At 64.0% G+C, this 20,643-nt stretch carries 19 protein-coding genes; 7 read left to right on the forward strand and 12 right to left on the reverse strand.

Annotated features, from left to right (window positions below):
- Positions 1 to 86: 86 nt before the first annotated feature.
- Positions 87 to 2,162: an OmpA family protein gene (locus V1279_RS34815; RefSeq protein WP_334445299.1), complete on the forward strand. Its 2,076-nt coding sequence runs from the start codon at positions 87 to 89 to the stop codon at positions 2,160 to 2,162.
- A gap of 58 nt (positions 2,163 to 2,220) precedes the next feature.
- On the opposite strand, the gene V1279_RS34820 is transcribed toward V1279_RS34815, so the two are convergent.
- Positions 2,221 to 3,177 carry a homocysteine S-methyltransferase family protein gene (locus tag V1279_RS34820; protein WP_334445300.1) on the reverse strand — a complete coding sequence of 319 codons (957 nt, stop codon included), beginning with the start codon at positions 3,175 to 3,177 and terminating at the stop codon, positions 2,221 to 2,223.
- 228 nt (positions 3,178 to 3,405) lie between these two features.
- On the opposite strand from V1279_RS34820, the gene V1279_RS34825 reads away from it, so the two are divergent.
- Complete coding sequence (locus tag V1279_RS34825) at positions 3,406 to 4,026, forward strand: TetR/AcrR family transcriptional regulator (RefSeq protein WP_334446714.1); 621 nt, start codon at positions 3,406 to 3,408, stop codon at positions 4,024 to 4,026.
- Between the two features lie 24 nt (positions 4,027 to 4,050).
- Here V1279_RS34825 and V1279_RS34830 read toward each other — a convergent pair whose 3' ends face one another.
- From V1279_RS34830 to V1279_RS34865, 8 genes are all read right to left on the reverse strand, one after another.
- A complete protein-coding gene (locus V1279_RS34830) occupies positions 4,051 to 5,811 on the reverse strand; it encodes an alkaline phosphatase (protein WP_334446715.1) in 1,761 nt (586 codons plus the stop codon).
- Positions 5,812 to 6,035: 224 nt separating this feature from the next.
- Positions 6,036 to 7,370 carry an argininosuccinate synthase gene (gene argG, locus V1279_RS34835; protein ID WP_334445301.1) on the reverse strand — a complete coding sequence of 445 codons (1,335 nt, stop codon included), beginning with the start codon at positions 7,368 to 7,370 and terminating at the stop codon, positions 6,036 to 6,038.
- A gap of 106 nt (positions 7,371 to 7,476) precedes the next feature.
- A complete protein-coding gene (locus tag V1279_RS34840) occupies positions 7,477 to 8,238 on the reverse strand; it encodes a phosphatase PAP2 family protein (RefSeq protein WP_334445302.1) in 762 nt (253 codons plus the stop codon).
- A 75-nt stretch (positions 8,239 to 8,313) separates the two neighbouring features.
- Positions 8,314 to 8,805: a hypothetical protein gene (locus V1279_RS34845; RefSeq protein ID WP_334445303.1), complete on the reverse strand. Its 492-nt coding sequence runs from the start codon at positions 8,803 to 8,805 to the stop codon at positions 8,314 to 8,316.
- A 152-nt stretch (positions 8,806 to 8,957) separates the two neighbouring features.
- On the reverse strand, positions 8,958 to 10,175 hold the full coding sequence (gene rlmN / locus V1279_RS34850; protein WP_334445304.1) for a 23S rRNA (adenine(2503)-C(2))-methyltransferase RlmN: 1,218 nt from the start codon (positions 10,173 to 10,175) through the stop codon (positions 8,958 to 8,960).
- A gap of 200 nt (positions 10,176 to 10,375) precedes the next feature.
- Positions 10,376 to 11,020: an invasion associated locus B family protein gene (locus tag V1279_RS34855; RefSeq protein WP_442894857.1), complete on the reverse strand. Its 645-nt coding sequence runs from the start codon at positions 11,018 to 11,020 to the stop codon at positions 10,376 to 10,378.
- 168 nt (positions 11,021 to 11,188) lie between these two features.
- Positions 11,189 to 12,028, reverse strand: a complete 840-nt coding sequence (locus V1279_RS34860) for an SDR family oxidoreductase (protein WP_334445306.1) — start codon at positions 12,026 to 12,028, stop codon at positions 11,189 to 11,191.
- Positions 12,021 to 12,152: a hypothetical protein gene (locus V1279_RS34865; protein ID WP_334445307.1), complete on the reverse strand. Its 132-nt coding sequence runs from the start codon at positions 12,150 to 12,152 to the stop codon at positions 12,021 to 12,023. The genes V1279_RS34860 and V1279_RS34865 overlap by 8 nt, the downstream gene beginning before the upstream one ends.
- On the opposite strand from V1279_RS34865, the gene V1279_RS34870 reads away from it, so the two are divergent.
- The 3 genes from V1279_RS34870 (at position 12,142) to V1279_RS34880 (ending at position 15,758) form a co-directional block, all read left to right on the forward strand.
- Positions 12,142 to 13,116 carry an NADPH:quinone oxidoreductase family protein gene (locus V1279_RS34870; protein WP_334445308.1) on the forward strand — a complete coding sequence of 325 codons (975 nt, stop codon included), beginning with the start codon at positions 12,142 to 12,144 and terminating at the stop codon, positions 13,114 to 13,116. The genes V1279_RS34865 and V1279_RS34870 overlap by 11 nt on opposite strands.
- Positions 13,117 to 13,477: 361 nt before the next feature.
- Positions 13,478 to 14,554 (forward strand): hypothetical protein, encoded by a 1,077-nt coding sequence (locus V1279_RS34875; RefSeq protein WP_334445309.1) that lies wholly within the window; start codon positions 13,478 to 13,480, stop codon positions 14,552 to 14,554.
- A 31-nt stretch (positions 14,555 to 14,585) separates the two neighbouring features.
- Positions 14,586 to 15,758, forward strand: a complete 1,173-nt coding sequence (locus tag V1279_RS34880) for a TAXI family TRAP transporter solute-binding subunit (RefSeq protein WP_334445310.1) — start codon at positions 14,586 to 14,588, stop codon at positions 15,756 to 15,758.
- Between the two features lie 136 nt (positions 15,759 to 15,894).
- Here the strand turns inward: V1279_RS34880 and V1279_RS34885 are convergent, their stop codons facing one another.
- Positions 15,895 to 16,281, reverse strand: coding sequence for a YkvA family protein (locus V1279_RS34885; RefSeq protein WP_334445311.1), 387 nt, complete (start codon positions 16,279 to 16,281; stop codon positions 15,895 to 15,897).
- Between the two features lie 106 nt (positions 16,282 to 16,387).
- A complete protein-coding gene (locus V1279_RS34890; RefSeq protein ID WP_334445312.1) occupies positions 16,388 to 16,693 on the reverse strand; it encodes a 4a-hydroxytetrahydrobiopterin dehydratase in 306 nt (101 codons plus the stop codon).
- A 214-nt stretch (positions 16,694 to 16,907) separates the two neighbouring features.
- On the opposite strand from V1279_RS34890, the gene V1279_RS34895 reads away from it, so the two are divergent.
- Positions 16,908 to 18,329, forward strand: coding sequence for a TAXI family TRAP transporter solute-binding subunit (locus V1279_RS34895; RefSeq protein ID WP_334445313.1), 1,422 nt, complete (start codon positions 16,908 to 16,910; stop codon positions 18,327 to 18,329).
- Between the two features lie 91 nt (positions 18,330 to 18,420).
- Complete coding sequence (locus V1279_RS34900) at positions 18,421 to 19,977, forward strand: alkaline phosphatase D family protein (RefSeq protein WP_334445314.1); 1,557 nt, start codon at positions 18,421 to 18,423, stop codon at positions 19,975 to 19,977.
- A gap of 22 nt (positions 19,978 to 19,999) precedes the next feature.
- Here V1279_RS34900 and V1279_RS34905 read toward each other — a convergent pair whose 3' ends face one another.
- Positions 20,000 to 20,380, reverse strand: coding sequence for a response regulator (locus V1279_RS34905; RefSeq protein ID WP_334445315.1), 381 nt, complete (start codon positions 20,378 to 20,380; stop codon positions 20,000 to 20,002).
- Between the last annotated feature and the right edge of the window lie 263 nt (positions 20,381 to 20,643).

Here is a 20,643-nt window from a genome sequence, read left to right on the forward strand (position 1 = left end):
ATGATTAGCCGCTCAATCGACCAACTGACATGTCAATGAAGGCCGTTCCGTTGCTGTCAGGCCTTTCTTCGGGGACAAAGGACATCATGACAAACCTTCGCATCCTGCTGCTCGCCACGACTGCCTTGACGGCGACGCAGCTCGCGACCTTCACATCGCATGCGCAGACCGCGCCGCTTGTCGTGGCGCAAGCCAAGGAAAGGGAAGAAGGAGCCCCGGGCGGTAGGCCCAAGGAGGCGCCGAAGGGTGCTCCGCCGCCGGCTGCCGCACCGAAGGCACCGGCGCCGGCTGCCCCACCACCCCCGGCTGCGGCACCTCCGCGTCCGGCAGCCCCTCCGCCGCCGCCTCCGGCGGCTGCACCGCCACCCCGTCAGGCTCCGCCGCCCCCACCGCCTGCTGCGGCTCCGCCGCCGCGTCCGACGCCGGCACCGCCCTCGCCGCCTCCGGCTGCCGCACCGAAGGCGCCGACACCGCCTCCGCCGCCCCCGGCTGCCGCGCCGAAGGCACCCACACCGCCTCCGCCACCTCCGGCGGCTGCCCCTTCGCGCCCGACCCCGACGCCACCTCCTCCGCCGGCAGCGGCGCCTGCCGCGCCGAAGCAACCGGCTGCACCGACTCCGCCACCGCCGCCGCCTTCATCTCAGAAGGCGACGCCATCGCCTGCGCCGACGCCGCCCCCGCCGGCCGGCGCCAAGCAGCCGCCGGCGCCTGCCACCACGCCGGCTCCGCAAACCCAAACCGCGCCACCGACCACCGCCCCTCCGCCCGGCGGAACGACGACGGCGCCGCCGCCGCGTCCTGGCGCGCCGACACCGCCTCCGAGCGCGGGCGCCCCGACAGCTGCGCCGACACCCGCAGCACCGGGACGACCCGGCGCGCCAGCTCCGACTACACCGGGCGCAACTGCGCCGACCACACCGCCGGGACGACCCGGCGCACTGCCTCCGGCTACGCCGGGCGCAACCGCACCGACGGCAACCCCTGCACCGACGACGAGCCCCGCGCCGGGCGCCGGCGGCGTTCCGACGGCACCGGGAGCCGCGGCCCCCGCGGCGCCAGCCGCCGTGCCAGGCACGCCCGCCGCCACGCCACCGGCCGGCCGGGCACAGAACGCACCACCGACCGTCGCGCCGGCCTTCCGCCAGGCACCTCAGGTCACCGCACCGCTGCCAGCGGCCCCGCCGCCGGAAGCCGGGCTCAGAGCCATTGCCCGCGGTGCACCGCCATCCGGACCGACCCGGCTGGACGACTTCCGCGGCCAGCGCCGTGAGAGCCAGGAGGGCGGCCGCACCATCATCACCGAGCCGGGCCGGATCATCATTCGCGATCCCGGCGGACAGCAATATGTCCGTCACAGCGAGGTGGACCGCTTCCGCTACGGTGCGCGTGACATCCAGACCCAGACCGTCGGCGGGGAAACCCGCACCGTCGTGATCAGGCCCGACGGCACGCAGGTGATCACCGTGGTCGGCCGCGACGGCCAGTTGCTGCGGCGGATCCGCCGCGACGAGCGCGGTCGCGAGATCATCATCATCGACAACAGCTACCGCGATCCGCGCGGGGGCGGCGGATTCTATGTCAACCTGGCGCCGCCGGTGGTCCGCATTCCCTACAACCGCTACATCGTCGACGCCGAGGAGGCGTCGCCGGAGGTGCTCTACGAGACCATGATGGCGCCGCCAGTGGAGCGGATCGAACGGCGTTATTCGCTGGACGAAATCCGCTACAGCCCCACGGTGCGGCAGCGGATGCCGAGCATCGACGTCAACACCATCAACTTCGAAACCGGATCCTGGGAAGTCCCGCCCGATCAGGCATCGAAGCTGCAGGCGATCGCCGACGGCCTCAACCGGGCGATCCAGCAAAATCCGCGCGCGGTATTCCTGATCGAGGGCCATACCGACGCGGTCGGAAACGACGTCGACAATCTGTCGCTGTCGGATCGCCGCGCCGAGTCCGCGGCCACCCTGCTGACGCAGCAGTTCAACGTGCCGGCGGAAAACCTGACCTCGCAAGGCTATGGCGAGCAGTATCTGAAGGAGCAGATCGACGGGCCGAGCCCGATCAACCGGCGCGTCACCATCCGCAACATCACGCCGCTGCTCACTGGCGGTCAGGCGTCGCTGCCGCCGCCCCCGCCCGGCACCGCGCCGCCACGCTGAGGCACATCGTTACAAAATGAAAAATGGCCGGGAGCAATCCCGGCCATTTTTTATCCCTTCAGGCGCTGAGCGCACGTGGCGGCACACAGGCATCGCAAATCGCCTTGGCGTGCCGGTGATCGGTGCCGCAGCACCCGCCGAGAATACGCATCTTCGGAAATGCACCTCTGAGATTGAGGTAACGCCGCCCGAGGTCGGACGGATCTCCCGAATCCAAAGTTACGGACTCGTCAAGTTCGGCGTGGCTCTTCGTCGAAGCATTCGCCCTGACGCCGTGGATGCGCGCCGTCCAGGCTTCGCTCGCCTTCAACGCATCCTCGAAATGCGTTGGATGCGCGCAATTGATCAGGAAGTATTCGGGCGACCCTCCGGTCTCGCGATCCACGGTCTCGATCGCCTCGCGCAACGTCTCTCCCTTCACCAGACGGCCGTTGGTCTCCACGGTGAACGAGATGGCCGCCGGAATCCGCAGCGCCCGCGCTGCCCGCGCGACACCGATCGCTTCGTTGATACTGGTGAGCGTGTAGGCCGTGACCATGTCGGCGCCGCCCTCGACGAAGGCGGCGATCTGCGCCTGATGGTAGGACTCGGCCTCGTCAGCCGCCATGTTGCCTGCCTTGTAGCCATCGCCGCGCGGGCCGATCGCGCCGCTGATGACGCAGGGCGCGCCTGGCCTCTCCCAACCGGCGCGCAACTCCTCAAGAAATGCAATCGAGCGGACATTGATCTCCTCAAGCGCGACCGCGTCGTAGCCGAGCTTTGTGCCCCAATCCGGATTGGCACGCCATGTCGGGCTGTCGAGCACGAAACCGACCCCATGCTCGCGCGCGACCGCGAGATAGCTGGCATAATACTGCTTCAACTGCTGCCGGCCTTCAGCGCTGTCGAGCAGTACGAAGGCGGCGAAATGCGGCAGTTCGATTCCTTCGTGAAAGATCAGCGTGGTTTCCATGCCGCCATCGGTAAGGAAAATGCCGCCGCGCCGTTGCGGAAGATCGTCTCTGTATTTGGCCATCTCAACATCTCCGGAACGTTTCGTGCCGTCGGTAGGTCGTTCCCGCCCAGGTCTGGGTCGGGCGATGTTGGTGCCTCATAGTGTCGCGGCTTGCTAGGCGGCCCGTGGTGCGGATGAACCTGAAGCTGCAAAAACATACAAATTCAAATGGTTGCGGCTTAAGACGCAAAGCCGCCGCACCGTCGGCAATGGAGAAACCGTACCGTGAGTGCAGTTTTGGAGAAGCGGATGGGAAAGGGCGAGGCAACGCGCGAGCGAATTCTCGAAATCGCGGAGGCCGCAGTTCTCGCCAAGGGATTTGGCGCGACCTCGATCGACGAAGTGATCGCCGAGGCCGGCCTCACCAAGAGCGGCTTCTTCTACCACTTCAAGGACAAGAATGCGCTCGCCCGCGAGATGCTTCGCCGCTATGTCGCGACCAATGACCACCTGTTCGACGAAATCTTCGCGCGCGGCCGCCAATTGTCCGACGATCCGCTGCAGTCCTTCCTGATTTCGCTGAAGCTGCTCGCAGAAACGATGTCCGACCTGCCGAACGGCCATCCCGGCTGCCTGATTGCCAGCATCTGCTATCAGGAACGGTTGTTCGATCGCGAGGTGCGCGAATTGACCGCGCAGTCGGTGCGGGACTGGAACGCGCGCTTCCGCGGGATTCTCGACGGCATCGCCGCGGTGTATCCGCCGAGAGAACCGGTCGACCTCGACGATGTCGCCGACATGCTGTCCTGCATCGTCGACGGCGCCATCATCATGTCGAAGACGCTGAACGATCCGAGCCGTCTCGAACGGCAGATCCTGATCTTCCGCAGCTGCGTCAAGCTGATGTTTGCCGCGCCGCCGGTCTCCTGACGCGCGGGGAACGCTGGCGCGAAGCTATTGGCCCGCGGCTGCGAGGCCAAGCGCGTCCGCCATGATGCGGAACACATCGGTGTTGTCCATCGAGCCGTGAATCCGTTCGCTGCCCGGACCGACCGCGGTCAGGATGACGTCCTCTCCTGAATGCACGCTGGCGCCCATCATCGCTGGCAGATTGCCGAAGCGCAGCACGGCGCCCGGGACATCCTTGTACTTCTCGTTGATTTTGAACGTGCCCGGCGCATCGCCCTTGACGCTGGGCTCGTTGGGATTGTCGAGCTTGGGACGGAAGGTCTCGTAATGGTCCGGGAGGCTCGCCGAGAAAATCGCGAGCCGCCGGCTGACGTCGACGCGCGACGGATAGCCATCGGCATCGGGAGCCGGATAGTTGGGAAATCCGGCTTTGTCGTAGGTGCCCACGCGCTCGCGCAGCGGCACGTTGGGCGTCGTGCTCATGTCGTCGCTGATGGTTCCGACAAGGCTGTTGGGATGATTGTGGTCCGCGAGCACCAGGATCAGCGTATCTTCGCCGCGCGCCTGCGCCCATTTGCGGGCAAGGCTGACAGCGTTGTCGAGCATGATGGTGTCGTAGACCGCGCGCTCCATATCCAGCAGATGAGCGTATTTGTCGATCATCCCGGACTCTACCATCAGGAAGAAGCCGGCATCGTTTTTCGACAGAATGTTCAACGCGGTTTGCACCTGCTCGGTCAGATCGGGCTGGTCGGGAAATTTCTTGACGTCGCCGCCCTTGAGAAATTTGCGGTCCAGCGCACCGTCCATATTTCCCGTGGCGAACAGGCCGAGCAATTTGCGCGTGTCGGATCTGGCGTTCACCGCATCGAGTTCGGTCTTTGTCGTCGCAACCGAGTAGCCGGCGTCGCGAAATCTGGCGACATAATCGACGTCGTCCTTGCGCTTCGACCCGGGGGCGGTTTGCGGAAGGAAATTCGCAGCTCCGCCGCCCATCAATACGTCGGGCTTTGCCGCAAAAAGCTGTTCAACAATCTCGTCATAGGCGGCACGCCTGCGGGTATGCGTCACCATTGCCGCCGGCGTGGCGTCCTCGACTTCGGTATTGGTGACAATGCCGATGCCCATGCCGTGCCGTCGTTTCGCCAGGCTGGCGATGGTTTCGACCCGGGGATCGTCGAACGGATTGGCGGTACGGTCGGCATAGACGCCCATGGCATTGACCGCAGTCTTGTGGCCGGTAGCGTAGGCGCTGGCGGCATTCGCCGAATCGGTGATGATCGAATCCGAGCCGGCGGTCGCCACCAGCGCCATGTGCGGCATGTGGTCGATCGCAAGCTTGCCGAGGCTCTTGCCTTCCGCGATGCCCTTGGAGAGCAGACGGGCGGCCGTGCGATGCGCCGGCGACAGCCCGTCGCCGATAAACAGGATGACGTTCTTCGCCTTGCGCGGCCCGGTATTGTAAACCGTCCACGCGACGGTGCGGCTGCGCGTGCCGTCGCTGACTTCCACCGTGACGTTGCCCGGCCTGGTCAGGGTTACGCCGCGAAGCGTCAGCGCCGACTGATCCTTGCCGTCTTCGCGCTCGACGAACGTTCCGGGCTGGCCGAAGGCGGCGGCGAAGTCCTCGCCATTCACGGTCACCTTCAATTTCGAGGGATCGACCCGATCTGGAAATTCGACCTTGAAGTCGAAGCGCGCGCCGGCAAGGATCTCGGCGCGGTCGATCGGATAGATGGTCTGGGCCAGCGCAGGCGATCCCGACAGCACGGCCGCAAGCGCGGTTGCGACGAATGGCTTGATCATGGTCATGTCTTGTACTCCGCAATCGTCGATGGCGCGCCGACGAACACGTGCACGCGCTGGGTGGCGAATCTAGCCGTGCCAAATGACGCCGCGATTACAACGGCATCCGGACATTGGTCGGAAGCGCCTTGGGCGGTGCCGGCAGGAGCCCGGAAACAAAATCGCGAAAACGACCCCATGCAAAGTAGAATGGGCCCTGGCTCGCAGCACTCGAGCCGCGCGGTTCAGCTCTTGTCGTTACCGAGCTTGAAGATCTCGGAACCGTCGCCACTCGTCAGCAAGCCCGTGTCTGAATAGAGCTTCAGCTTGGCGCGGGTATCGGCGATATCGAGGTTGCGCATTGTCAGCTGGCCGATACGGTCCGCCGGCGTGAACGCCGCATCCTCCACCTTCTCCATGCTCAACCGTTCCGGCTGATAGGTCAAATTGGGGCTCTCGGTGTTCAGGAGCGAGTAGTCGTTGCCGCGGCGCAGCTCGAGCGTCACCTCACCGGTGACGGCATGTGCCACCCAACGGGCGGTTTCGCGCAGCATCAGGGCCTGTGAATCGAACCACCGCCCCTGGTAGAGCAATCGGCCGAGGCGCATGCCGTTGATCCGGTATTGCTCGATGGTGTCCTCGTTGTGGATGCCGGTGACGAGGCGTTCGTAAGCGATGTGCAGCAGCGCCATGCCGGGCGCTTCGTAGATGCCGCGGCTCTTGGCCTCGATGATCCGGTTCTCGATCTGGTCGCTCATGCCGAGGCCATGCCGGCCGCCGATGGCGTTGGCTTCGAGCAACAGCGCGACCGGGTCGGCGAACGTCTGGCCGTTCAGCGCGACCGGCTGGCCCTCCACAAAACGCACGACGACCGTTTCGGCCTTGACGACACAGTCGTCGCGCCAGAACGGCACGCCCATGATCGGATTGACGATCTTGATGCCGCTGTCGAGGCGCTCGAGATCCTTGGCCTCGTGGGTTGCGCCGAGAATATTGCTGTCGGTCGAATACGCCTTCTCGGCGCTCATCTTGTAGGCGAATCCACTGGCGGTCATGAATGCCGACATTTCCGCACGACCGCCCAGCTCGTCGATGAACTGCTGGTCGAGCCAGGGCTTGTAGATCCGCAAGCTCGGATTGGCCAGCAGGCCGTAGCGGTAGAACCGCTCGATATCGTTGCCCTTGTAGGTGGAGCCATCGCCCCAGATGTTGACGCCGTCCTCCTTCATTGCCGACACCAGCATCGTGCCGGTCACAGCGCGGCCGAGCGGGGTGGTGTTGAAGTAGGCGATGCCGCCGGTAGAGACGTGGAAGGCGCCGGCCTGGATGGCGGCGATGCCTTCGTGGACCAATTGCATGCGGCAATCCACCAGCCGGGCTTTTTCGGCACCGAACTCGAGCGCCTTGCGCGGAATCTCGTCGTAATCGGCCTCGTCAGGTTGGCCGAGATTGGCGGTATAGGCAAAGACGCGCGCGCCCTTTTGCTTCATCCAGAGCAGCGCCGCGCTGGTGTCGAGACCGCCCGAGAAAGCGATGCCGACTTTTTCCCCCTTGGGCAGGCTTTTCAAGATCGTACTCATGGAGCTTCCAATCGGTCGAAATGGCGGATGCGGCTTGGGGGCGCGAATATCAAATTTCGCGCTGATGGGCACGCGTTTAATAGTGAGGTACGGCGGCGGGATCGGATTACCCTACTTCACGCCCGCGCCAGCGCTGCAACAGCCGGTAGCCGGGCCAGCCCCAACGCGCCAGCGCGGCCTCAATTTGCTCGTCTGACCGCCGGGTCGACGGCCAGCGGTAAATCCAGCCATAGCAGAGCCAGATCACGAAAAAGCTGACGAGGCCCGCGGCGGCGACGTCGGTAAAGAAATGCCCGCCGAACGCCATCCGCAGCACGCTGGTCACAACCCCGAACGCGGTCGCCGCGACATAGGCCAGAGGCCGCCATGCCGGCGGCGTCAGGGCCGCGGGTGCATAGGTCCAGAACGCGGTGGCACCCTCGCCGGAGAAGAATGAACAGTTTCGCCCGCACTCCCCGCGCGGATCCCACCACGGCACGAACTGCCAGGGGCCATTGAACTCTGTCACCATCACCGGCCGCGGCCGTCCCCAATAGCTTTTGAAGGTGAGGTTGGTCAGCACGACGGCGGAGAGCAGGATGGTGACCAGCAGAAACACCGCCGCGCGTCCCGAAACCAGCATCGGCCGATCCGGCCGCACCAGCTTTCCCACGATGGCAATCAGCGCCGGCAGCGCCAGCGCCCAGGCGATCCACATCGCGCCATCGCGCGCAAAGGCGGCAAGCCCGTTCTGCTTCAGCGGAAACGATGTGCTCGTGGGATCGTAGAACAACGCCGCCAGCTTCAAGTCGAGTTCGGGGAAAATCCCGAACAGCAGTCCGATGACGAGCGATAGGCCCAACGCGATAACAAGTCCGGTCCGGTTCATGGCGCGGGGTTTAGCCGAGGCGGTCGGGGATGAAAAGGCTCAAACCCAGAAGGAAGAAAGGGACGACACCTAGCGTCACGACAGCGGCCGGGACTGCGACGGCAATGGCGGCGGTGGCCGCAGCGGAGGCCGCGGTTCGCGCCAGGCGCCGGCGGATCGGCCCGCGATCATCCAGTAGACCAGGCCGGCGACGATGCCCGCGCCGGTCATGATTTCGAGGTGGCGGCGCACGATGCCGTCGAAACGCAGCGTCTCGGGGTCGAACGGAATAAGACCGAGATAGCAGGCCGCTCCGACGATTGCGCCGCCGACCGCATAAGCGAGCACGCTGCGGATATAGAAGGCCTCGGTGATCAAAACCACGATCAGCGCCGGCAGCAGCGCAAAGCCGGACAGGAAGATGAAGCCGAAGCCGAGCACGACATTGATCGCGCTCTGGTCTATTGCCCCGCCGTCGAGATCGCTGAACTCCGGATACAGCACCGCGCCAACCACGATCATTCCCGCCACGAAGCAGGCGGCGAGAAATGCGAACAGGATGACGAAAATGCGGCCGATTAACGCCATGCCCGCACCGTCATTGCGAGGACCCAACGGGTCGCGCGAATGCGCGCCCGATGACAGGCTCCGCGACGAAGCAATCCATCTCACAGCAAGCGGAAAGATGGATTGCTTCGCTTCGCTCGCAATGACGGCCTGCGTGGCGACGCATCATTCACTCAATCCGTCATCGCCATGGCGCGCAGCGCCTGGCGCTCGCGCGCGGACAGTTTTTCGGTCTCCGACTTCAACTGGCCGCAGGCGGCGAGGATGTCGCGGCCGCGCGGCGTGCGGACCGGCGAGGAGTAGCCGGCATTGAAGATATATTCGGAGAATTTTTCGATCTGATCCCAGTCCGAGCACTCATACTTCGTGCCGGGCCATGGGTTGAACGGAATCAAATTGATCTTGGCCGGAATGCCCTTGAGCAGCTTCACCAGCAGCTTGGCATCATCCATGGAATCGTTGATGCCCTTGAGCATCACATATTCGAAGGTGATGCGCCGCGCGTTCGATGAGCCCGGATAGTCGCGGCAGGCCTGCAGCAATTCGGCAATCGGATATTTGCGGTTCAGCGGCACCAGCTCGTTGCGCAACTCGTCGCGCACCGCATGCAACGAGATCGCCAGCATGACCCCGATTTCGTCGCCGGTGCGGATGATGTTCGGCACCACGCCCGAGGTCGACAGCGTGATGCGGCGGCGGGAAATGCCGATGCCTTCATTGTCGGCTGTGATCAGCAGCGCATCGCGCACCGCGTCGAAATTATAGAGCGGCTCGCCCATCCCCATCATCACGACATTGGTGACGAGGCGGCTGCCGGTCGGCGTCTCGCGATCGGCCCAGTCATTGAGGCGGTCGCGCGCCACCATGATCTGGCCGACGATTTCGCCGGCGGTGAGATTGCGCACCAGCCGCTGCGTACCGGTGTGGCAGAACGAGCAATTCAGCGTGCAGCCGACCTGCGAGGAAACGCACAGCGTGCCGCGATCGGTTTCGGGAATGTAGACGCACTCGACTTCATGCGCCTTCTGGAACGCGTCACCGCTCGGCAGGCGCAACAGCCATTTGCGGGTCCCGTCGTTGGAAACCTGCTCGGCCACCACTTCGGGGCGATCGACGGTAAAATGCTGCTCTAGCTGCGCACGCATTTCCTTCGAAATGCTGGTCATCTCGTCGAACGCCTTGGCGCCGCGGACATACATCCAGTGCCAGAGCTGCTGCGTGCGCATCTTGCGCTGCGCCGACGCAACGCCCACCTCGCCCAGCCGGTCGGCGATCTCGGCGCGCGACAGGCCGATCAGCGAGGGTTTTGCGGGCGACACGTAGGTTTCGAGCGGAACCTTCTCGAGGGGAGCCTGGGCCGAGGAACTGCTCTCGATTGAAGCGACGGTCATTGTGTTTCTGTTCTTGAGATACGTGGGGTGGGCAAAGCCACCGGCTCGCGCGAATGCGCGCCCGATGATGAACTCCGCCGTGCCCACCGCAAGCGTTAACGGTGGGCACGGCGCAATGCGCCTTTGTCCACCCTACGAGGTAGCACTCAAATAGGCCTTCCAGGGCCGGTAAACAACGTCATTCTGGGCTTAAAAGCGGCTTAGCGCTTGCAGTCCTGCGCCAGCCGGTCGAGCGCCTGGGACAGCCCCTTCAGCGAGAAGACGTCCGTGGTCTCGGTGCCCTTGGCCGAAACGCCCTTGACGGTGACTTCAGCGGATTTGCGCATGGCGCTGACCATCTGCTCTTCCTCTGCGGCGTTCTTGATCCAGAGCCCGTCGCCCTGGGTATACATCGCATACGACGAGCCGCCGACCTCGAGAGCGGATTCCGAGCCCGGCTTCAGCGCGTAGCCGATCATGATCGAAACTTCGTTGACGACTTTTTCCGCCGGACGCGTCGAGACGAAAGCGTAGGCGGGATCGCGCGGGCGATTCGGCGGATTGGTTTTGGATGACGATGGCTTCGCCAGCGCGAAGCAGACCTTCCTGCCGTTCGGCGTCGCCGTGTAGGCGCCCCAGGTGCCGTACTGACCGATCAAGGTGGGCTCTGCGCCGCCTGCAGCGGCCGCCGCCGGTTCCGCAGGTTTGGCCCCAGGCTTTGCCGCCGGTGCAGGCGCAGGCTTGGCCGCTTCCTTTGCCGATTCTTTGGCGCCCTTCGACGCAGCGCTCTGTGCTTGCGCGAGGGATGCCGCCCCACACAATGCCGCAACCGCAACCAGAAATGTCAGTATTCGCAACACGGACAACTGGTTCCCTTATCATTGTGACTGGAAGATGGCCCGAGAGCGCTTCGCGCCGCCGGGGATGGATAGCCGGGAAATGCTTTTTTGGGAAGGCAGTTACAGTGTTGCCTACCGCCGCGGCGACGCTTCGTCCCAGATCCCTTTGGCGAATCAAAAACGCGAGCCTTGGTTTCAGCCCTTGGGACGGCGCTCGCGCTGCTTTTGCCACTGCGCATCGGTCCATTGCAACAGATCCTCGGCGCCGGAACTTCGCAAATGGGCGCCGCCATCCTGCACCACCATCTCGCCATTGATATAAGCGGCCTGGTCCGAAATCAGAAAGCTCGCCAGGTCAGCAAGTTCGCCATGCTCGCCGGCGCGGCCGAGCGGATTGCGTTGCGCCCAGCTTTCATCGCGGCCCTCGGGGCGGAGCTGACCCGAAGCACCAGGTGTCGGAAACGCGCCGGGCGCGATCGCGACCGTGCGCACACCCTTGGGTCCCCATTCCACCGCAAGGCTCCTGGTCATCGCGAGCACGGCGGATTTCGCCATCGCCGATGGCACCGTGAAGGCGCGGCCGGTGATCGTCGAGGTCGAGAGGATGCTCAGCACCACGCCGCTATGCTTGCCGTCGATCCAGCGCCTGCCCGCGGCGAGCGTGCAATACATCGTGCCGTGCAGTGTCGGCGCCAGGATCGCGTCGGCCGCCCGCGGCGACAGATGTTCGGTCTGCGCGATGAAGGTCGCGGCGGCATTGTTGACCAGCACATCGATCGGCGCCTCGCGCCATATCTCTTCCATCATGGCATCGACCGCAGCACTGTTGCGGATATCGCAACCGATCACGCCCACCTTGCCGCCGAGTTCGCTGCGCATCCGCGCGGCCGTCGCCTCCAGCAGTTCGAGCCGGCGGCCGCAAATGATCAGTTCGGCGCCGAGCTCGACGAAGCGGTGTCCCATCGCAGCCCCGAGCCCCGATCCGCCACCGGTGACCAATATCCGCTTTCCCGCCAGCAAGCCCTTTTCAAACATCGTTTGAATCTCCCTCGACCACCATGAAGCCATGCATCCGAAGCGGATTGTAGCCCGGCTTCAAATCCGGCATGAAGCTGCCAGCCTTCCGGTTTCGAAAATCAGGTGCGCCCATGAAAGCCATTCTCTGCTCGCAATATTGCCAACCCGACGACCTCGTGCTGGCCGACGTCCCCGATCCGGTGGCCGAACCGGGACAGGCCGTGATTGCGATCAAGGCCGCGGCGCTGAATTTCTTCGACATCCTGATGATCCAGGGCAAGTACCAGATCAAGCCGCCATTCCCGTTTTCGCCGGCCGCCGAGGTTGCCGGCGTGATCGAAAGCGTCGGCGCAGGGGTCACCGACCTGAAGGTCGGCGACCGCGTGGTCGCGTCATGCGGCCATAACGGCGCGCGCGAAAAGATCGCGCTGCCGGCAAGCTCTATTGTGAAGATTCCCGACAACCTCGATTTCGATCGCGCCGCGGGCATCATCATCATCTACGGCACGGCGCTGCACGCGCTGGAAGACCGCGCCAGCCCGAAGCCCGGTGAAACGCTTGCTGTGCTGGGCGCTGCCGGCGGCACCGGACTTGCGGCCTGCGAACTCGGCAAGCTGATGGGCCTGAAGGTGATCGCCTGCGCGTCATCGGACGAGAAGCTCGAATTTGCCAAGGCGCATGGCGCCGAGCTCACCCTGAACTACAGCAAGGAAGACCTGAAAGAGGGTTTGCGCCGGCTCACCGGCGGCAAGGGCGTCGACATCATCTTCGATCCGGTCGGCGGCACTTACGCCGAAGCCGCCTTGCGCGCGATCGCCTGGGAAGGTCGCTTCCTGGTGATCGGCTTCGCCGCGGGCGACATTCCGAAGATGCCGCTCAACCTCGCGCTGCTCAAGGGCTGCGATATCCGCGGCGTGTTCTGGGGCGCGTGGACCAGGGTCAATCCGGAGAAGAACCGCGCCAACCTGGAAAAGCTCGTGAGGTGGACTGCGGAAGGCAAGATCTCCTCGCATGTCGATCGCACGTTTCCGCTGGCGCAAACCGCCGAAGCGCTGAAGGTGCTCGCCGGCCGCAAGGCGATGGGCAAGGTGATCCTGCATCCCTGAGTGGAGATGCCGGATCGCCCGTTGAATCGTTGAATTGTTGAATTGTCGTCCGCTTGAAGAAGTGCAAACGGTCCGTGCGATGCGCGGGCCGGAGAGGTGTGTCGCTGTGTGACACATGCCTCCACGTCATATCACCGAGATCATTTCTCGGTAACAATGCGTGTTCCAGAACCCCCTTATGCCGCTTGTCTGCCTCAATTATACCAAAATATATCCCAATTCGCGCCTGCCGCCGCCGTTTTTTGAGCCCATTCCGTGTGCGACTTTAACCATCAGTTAAGGGGCTCCTGTACGTCAAGAAGAGCAAGAAGTAGGTGCAGGGGAACGCCCGTCGTTGCGTTCAGTAGTGGGGAGCATCACCATGGTGGAGAATACAAGGCTGCCAACTCAGCCGAGAGATCCGTTCGACAGGTTCGACGAAGCCATCAGCGATCCTCGGTTGTATGAGGCCGATCAAGCTCGATACCAGCAGCTACGAGAGCAGCTGCGATATGAGCCGCAGCCTCAATATGAGCAGCCCCAATATGAGCCACCTCAATACGAGCAGCCCTTTGCGCTGCAGTATGATCGGACGGATGCGCTGCCAGAGGAGCTGCCGCCGCACGAGCCGGTGCCGCTTTTCCTTTCCAACTATGAGGAAGAGGCTCATCAGGCACTCTCCGAATATACTTTCGCGAGCGGCAGCCGGAAGAAACCGCGCGCGGGGCGCATCGTAACCGGCGTCGTGGTGGTGTCGGCAATAGCGGCCGTTCTCGCGCTGTTTTCCATCGACTCGACGCGTGCCGTCATCTTCAACGCCTCGCTCGGCGGCGGTGGCGGCAGCGCGCCGCCGCCGGCCCAGCTTGCCGCGGCGATGCCGGAGCCTGCGCAGCCGCAGCGCATTGCCGCACCGCCGCTGGCCGCCGAGCCGTCCGGCGCGGAGATTGCGGCCGCTCGCCGCTCGCCGCCCAATGCGCTGGCATCGGCATCGCCGACGCGCGACGAAATCGCCGCGGCTTATCAGAGCGCGCTCAAGGGCAAGGTCGCAGCGCCTGAGCCGGTGGCGCGCGACGCTGCCCGCGAGGTCGCTGCGCTAACTCCGGCGGCCACGGTCGTCGCGGTTGCTCCGGCCGTTCGTGAGCCCGTTCCGGTGACGCGGGAGGTGGTTCCGGCAAGACGCATCGATCCGGACGAGCTTGCGGCGCTGCTGAAGCGGGCGAAGAGCCTGCTTTCAATCGGCGACATCACTTCCGCCCGACTGCTGCTCGAACGGGCCGCGGACGCGCAGGAGGCCGACGCGGCGCTGATGCTGGCGGGGACATACGATCCGCAGGTGCTGGGCAGCCAGGACTTGCGGAGTGTCGCACCCGATCCTGCGGAAGCGCGGGTTTGGTATCAGAAGGCCGCAGATCTCGGTTCGGCGGACGCGAAACGGCGGCTCGGTCAGCTGCAGAACTAAGCAATTACTCTAGATCAGCGCAGAGGTATCTATGCGACATTTGTTCGGAATGGCGTTGCTTGCCATGACGATGGCATGCAGCAACACAGCGGCCCGTGCCGCAGAGCCGGAATACGATCCGGCCAAAGTCAGCGAAAGCCTGAAGGCCATTTTTCAGTTCGGTTCGGTTGCCACCAAGCAGGCGCTGAACGCCAATACTGTCACGCTGATCTCGGGAACCATCGGCGGCACCTATGTGCAGTTCGGTGCTGACCTCGCTTCCGTGCTCGACGACGGAAACAAGTTGCGCGTACTTCCGATCGTCGGGCGCGGCTCCGTGCAGAGCGTCGCCGACATCCTGTTCCTGCAGGGCGTCGACCTCGGCATTGTGCGCGCAGACACGCTCGACTATCTCGAGAAGAAGGGCTTTGCGAAGGACATCAAGAAGCAGTTCACCTATGTGACCAAGCTTTACAATGAAGAAATGTACGTCCTCGCCTCGAAATCGGTCACCAACATCAGCCAGCTCAACGGCAAGAAGGTCAGTGTCGATCTTCCCAATGGCGGCACCTTCGTCACCGCCGCGATCGTGTTCGAGCGGCTCGGCATCAAGCCCAACTTCCTTTATCTCGAACAGCGCATCGCGATGGAGAAGATGAGGGCCGGCGAGATCGACGCCGTAATTGCCGTCGGCGGCAAACCGTACAAGTCCGTCGCAGCGTTCAAGGACGACCGCTTCCATCTGGTTCCGGTCGACTATTCAAAGCCGCTGCAGACCGACTATCTGCCGGCCACGCTCACCTCAAAGGATTATCCCAACCTGATTGCGGAAGGCGCACGCGTCGACACCATCGCGGTGCCCGCTGTGCTCGCGGCCTACAACTGGGCCCCCAACACCGACCGTTATCGCAAGCTGGCTCTGTTCGTGGACGCGTTTTTCACGAAGTTTCCGAAGTTCCAGAACCCCCCGTTCCACCCGAAGTGGAAGGAGGTCTCGCTGTCGACGCCGTTGCCCGACTGGCAGCGCCTGCCGGTCGCCGAGCAATGGCTCAAGAGCCACAACGTGGAGGCCGTATCGCGCGCCAGGTTCGATGATTTCCTGAAACAGAGCCCGGCGACCGCGGCAAACGTCAAGACGGACGCGGACAAGGAAACCCTGTTCAGGCAATTCCAGGCCTGGGAAGCCGAGCGAAGCGCAAGGGCGCAGGCTCCGGCGCAGCGCTAACTAAAGCGTCTTCCAGCGAAAACCTGCCCCGGACTTGATCCGGGGTGGGGACCGGTTCGCGTCAAGAAAACGCGTCACACCAAAAATCCTGAGCCCGTTCCGATTCAATCGGAACGCAAAAGACTACGGGCGGCTACTATTTCGTCGCGTCCCCAGTGTCGATCCCGCGCTTCAACGCAGCGCGGGCGGCATCGCGATGCTCCTGCGTGATGTGGCCCGCGACCAAGCGGATGGCGGTGGCCAGGACGGCGGCATCGTCGGTAAAGCCGAGCAACGGCAGCATGTCCGGCATGAAATCGAGCGGCAGGATGAAATAGGCGACAGCGCCGAGCAGCGCCGCCTGCACGTGACGCGGCGTCTCTTTGTCGAACGCACAGTAATAGGCTGCGAGCAGGTCTTCGGCGAAGGGAAGCTGCGCCACCACCTGCTTGAACTTGATCCAGAAGCGCCGACGCGCGCTCTCGCGGTCCTGCGCCAGCCGGTCGGCCGGTTCAGAACCCGCGGTATGATCGGACGATGCCATCGCGGCGCTCCTCGGAACCCGGCGCGGCAGATCGCCGCGGCCGCTTCGTATGATTCAAGAATTGGGGATGTCGGGCCGCCGCTACAAGATCGCGGGCCACGCCAACTCAGGCCACGCCCAATTGCCTGGCGATCGCGTTCATCGCCTTGGCCAGCTCGATGTCGAGCAGGGTCACGCCGCCGGCGTCGTGGGTCGCCAGCACCACGTCCACCGTCTTGTAGACATTCTTCCATTCCGGATGATGGTCGTTCTTTTCCGCCACCAGAGCAGCGCGGGACATGAATCCGAAGGCTTCGTTGAAGTCCCTGAAGGTGAAGGTCCGCCCGATCGCCTCGCGTCCCGGCGTCTCGGACCAGCCGGGAAGTTCCGCCAGCGCCGATTTCCGCGCCTCCGCCGACAGCCGTTCCGCCATGATCGCCTCCCGTTTCAGCTCCTCGTACTCTAACACCGAAGGCCGCATCGGGGTCCCCCAGCCCAAAATAGGCCGCAACAGGCGCACAATGGCGGCGTGGGCGCCGGTAACCATGACGGAGATGTAACAATGGTTAAGCGGGAAATTTGCTAGAGTATTCGTGTAAGCGTGCCGGCGGCATAAAATTGCACCTCGAACGATCATCCAGGGATTGATGAGCGACGGCCCCCTCCCTTCGGAAAAGCCGGCCCCACCCTCGCCCCGCTCAGCGAAACAACGGCTGACATTCGTCACGCTGGCCGGCGTGCTGGCCATCGTCGGCGCGCTGGTCGCCGGTTATTACTTTGCCATGCGGCCAGTGACGCTGCGGATCGCCGTCGGCCCGGCCAACAGCGACGACCTCAAAGTCGTTCAGAACCTGACGCAGGCCTTCAACACCCAGCGAAACAGCGTGGTCCGGTTGCGCCCGGTGCAGACCGATGGCGCGCTGGCGAGCGCCAGCCTGCTCGGCGAAGGCAAGGCCGATCTCGCCATCATCAGGGGCGACCTCGATGTGCCGAAGAATGCGCAGGCCGTGGCGACGCTGCGCAAGAATGTCGTGGTGCTGTGGGTGCCGCCTGCGGCCAAGACCAAGGGAAAGAAGGCCGCGCCCGCCATCACGAAAATCGGCCAGCTCGCCGGGCGCCGCATCGGCGTCGTCGGCCGCACACAGGCCAACGTCAATCTGCTCAAGGTGATCCTGCGGCAATACGGCGTCGATCCGGCAAAGGTCGAGATCGTCCAGTTCCCCGCCAACGAGGCTGCCGAGGCCATTCGTAGCCAAAAGGCAGACGCCTATCTCGCCGCCGGCCCGGTCAACAGCAAGATCACGGCGGACGCGATCGCCGCCTCCGTGCGCGACGGCGGCACGCCGAAATTCCTCGCGATCGATTCGGCCGAGGCGATTGCGCAGAACCATCCTCCCTACGAAGCCTCCGACATCCCGGCCGGAACATTTGGCGGCGCGCCGGGCCGGCCCGAGGAAGAGATCAAGACGATCAGCTTCTCGCACCACATCGTGGCGCGCAGGGGTATTGCGGAATCGACCATCGCCATCTTTACGCGGCAGTTGTTTGCGATCCGCCAGACGCTGAAGAACGAATTTCCGCTGGCCGCCAAGATCGAGACGCCCGATACCGACAAGGACGCCACGATCCCGGTTCATCCCGGCGCCGCAGCCTTTGTCGACGGCGAGGAAAAAACCTTCCTCGACCGCTACAGCGATTACATCTGGTGGGCCTTGATGGCGCTGTCGGCGATGGGTTCCGCCGGCGCATGGTTCGCCGGATATCTCAAGAAGGACGATCGCGGCATCAACACGTCGCAGCGCGACCGGCTTCTCGACATGCTGACCGCCGCCCGCCAATGCGATTCGATGGAAGAACTCGACCAGATGCAGTCGGAAGCGGACGCCATTCTGCGCGACACGCTGCAATGCTTCGAGCACGGCGCGATCGAGGAAGGCACGTTGACCGCGTTCAACATCGCGATCGAGCAGTTCCACAACGCGGTGGCCGACCGCAAGGCGCTGTTGATGAGCATGCCGCAAAACCTGCAACGGGCGAGCGCGCAATTCCGCGCGGCCGGCAACGCCTGATCTGCAAATCCCGTAATCGAACGGTCATCAATTCTTTCTAGCTCTGGCGGGGCCGGCACTGCATTCTCGCACCGGACCGAAGGGAGCACGCATGACGTTCAGGATTTCTCGCGGACTTTCCCGGCGGCGTTTTCTTGCTGGCGCCGGCGCGATGGGCGCCCTTGCAATGCCTTACCTCAGCCGCGCCGCCGACCGGCCGGTCGTCACCTCCGGCGTGCAATCCGGCGATATCGGCGCCGATGGCGGCGTGGTGTGGGCGCGCGCCGACCGCCCCTCGCAAATGCTGGTCGAGGTCGCCACGTCGGAGTCCTTTGCCAACGCACGGACCTTGCCGCCGATCGCGGCGTTGCCCGAAAGCGACTTCACCGCGAAAATGCTGCTGGAGAACCTGCCTGCCGGGCAGGATATCTTCTACCGTGTCCGGTTTCGCGACCTCGCGCATACCGGCATCGAAAGCGAGCCGGTGGTCGGACGATTCCGCACCGCGCCGGCCGATCGCCGCGACGTCAGTTTCGTCTGGGGCGGCGACGTTGCCGGACAGGGCTGGGGCATCAACCCTGACGATGGCGGCATGTTCACCTTCGCCACCATGCGCAAGCATCGCCCGGACTTCCTGCTGCACTCCGGCGACACCGTCTATGCCGACGGACCGATCAAGAGCGAGGTGACGCTTCCCGACGGCAAGGTCTGGAAGAATTTCACGACCCCGGAGAAGTCAAAAGTCGCCGAAACGCTCGACGAATTCCGCGCCGCGCACAAGTACAATTTCATGGACGAGCATCTGCGCGCGTTCAACGCCGAGGTGCCGGTCCTGGTGCAATGGGACGACCACGAAGTCACCAACAACTGGTCGCCGTCGAAGGAATTGCCCGCGGCCTACAAGGAACGCAACATAACCCTGCTCGCCGCCCGTTCGGCGCGCGCGTTCCACGAAATGTATCCGATGCGCGAGAGCATCACGGAGCCGGGGCGGGTCTATCGCACGCTGAGTTACGGTCCGCATCTCGACGTGTTCATGCTGGACGAGCGCAGCTATCGCGGCGCCAACGGGGAGAACCAGGAGACGGCCTACGGGCCGGAAAGCTTCTTTCTCGGGCCTGCGCAACTCGCCTGGCTGAAACGGGGGCTGTTGAATTCGCGCGCCACCTGGAAGGTGATCGCATCCGACATGCCGCTCAGCATCGTCGTCTATGACGATGCACGCAACAAGAAGGGCTCGGAGGCCGTTGCGCGGGGCGACGGGCCGCCGCGCGGCCGCGAACTGGAGATCGCCGACCTCCTGCGCTTCATCAAGACATCAGGCATGGTCAACACCGTGTGGCTGACGGCGGATGTGCACTATGCGGCCGCGCACTACTACAACCCCGACAAGGCGCAGTTTCAGGAGTTCGACCCGTTCTGGGAGTTCGTTGCCGGACCGTTGCACGCCGGCACGTTTGGCCCGAACGAACTCGACAACACCTTCGGACCCGAATTGAAGTTCATCAAGGCGCCGGGGCCCGGCAATCAAAACCTGCCGCCGTCGGCCGGAATGCAGTTCTTCGGCCACGTCAGGATCGACGGTGCCAGCGGGCAGATGACGGTGGCCTTGCGCGACCGCGCCGACGTGGCGCTGTGGTCGACAACGCTCGATCCCAAACCGGTGTAGCCGTCGCGACGGCCGCAACCGCTCAGGGCTTTATGCCGCCGTTCTTCACTATCGCCTGCAGCGCGTCGGTCGAATAGGGCTTCGGTAGCCTCGGCTTAGCCGCGAATGCGGCCGGGAGCCGGGCGTCGGCGCCATAGCCGGTGACGAAGGCAAACGGAATCTTGAGCGCCTCCAGCCGTTCGGCCACGGCAAAACTCTTCTCGCGAATGAGGCTGACATCGAGCAGCGCGAATTCCGGCGGCCGGTCGGCGATCATATCGAGCGCTTTGGCCACGTTCGCGGCGGTCCGCACCGTTTTCACGCCAAACTCCAAAATCGTGTCTTCGCAGTCGAGCGCAATGATTGGATCGTCTTCGACGATCAAGACATCGTTGGGCATGCCGTCGTAAGAGGCGGGGTCCATGTCTCTCGCCAGTTCAAGGTTCAGCATTGGATCAGAGGCCCGGGCCGAAGCCGCGGAACGCGCATCGCCAGCCGACGCCCGTAAAAGCGCATCGCCGGTTCCGGAACTGAGACCACCACATGTAAGTTCTACCGTCTGTCCACTACTGAACACATAAACGGAGAACCCGGCGCGGCTCGATCCTGATCCGCAACCCGAATCTGCTGCGAAACCGGTCCTGCGGCTGCAACGAGGCCGTGAAGGGTCAATTTGACGAGGTTTTG

Source organism: Bradyrhizobium sp. AZCC 1610 (assembly GCF_036924515.1).
GTDB lineage: Bacteria > Pseudomonadota > Alphaproteobacteria > Rhizobiales > Xanthobacteraceae > Bradyrhizobium.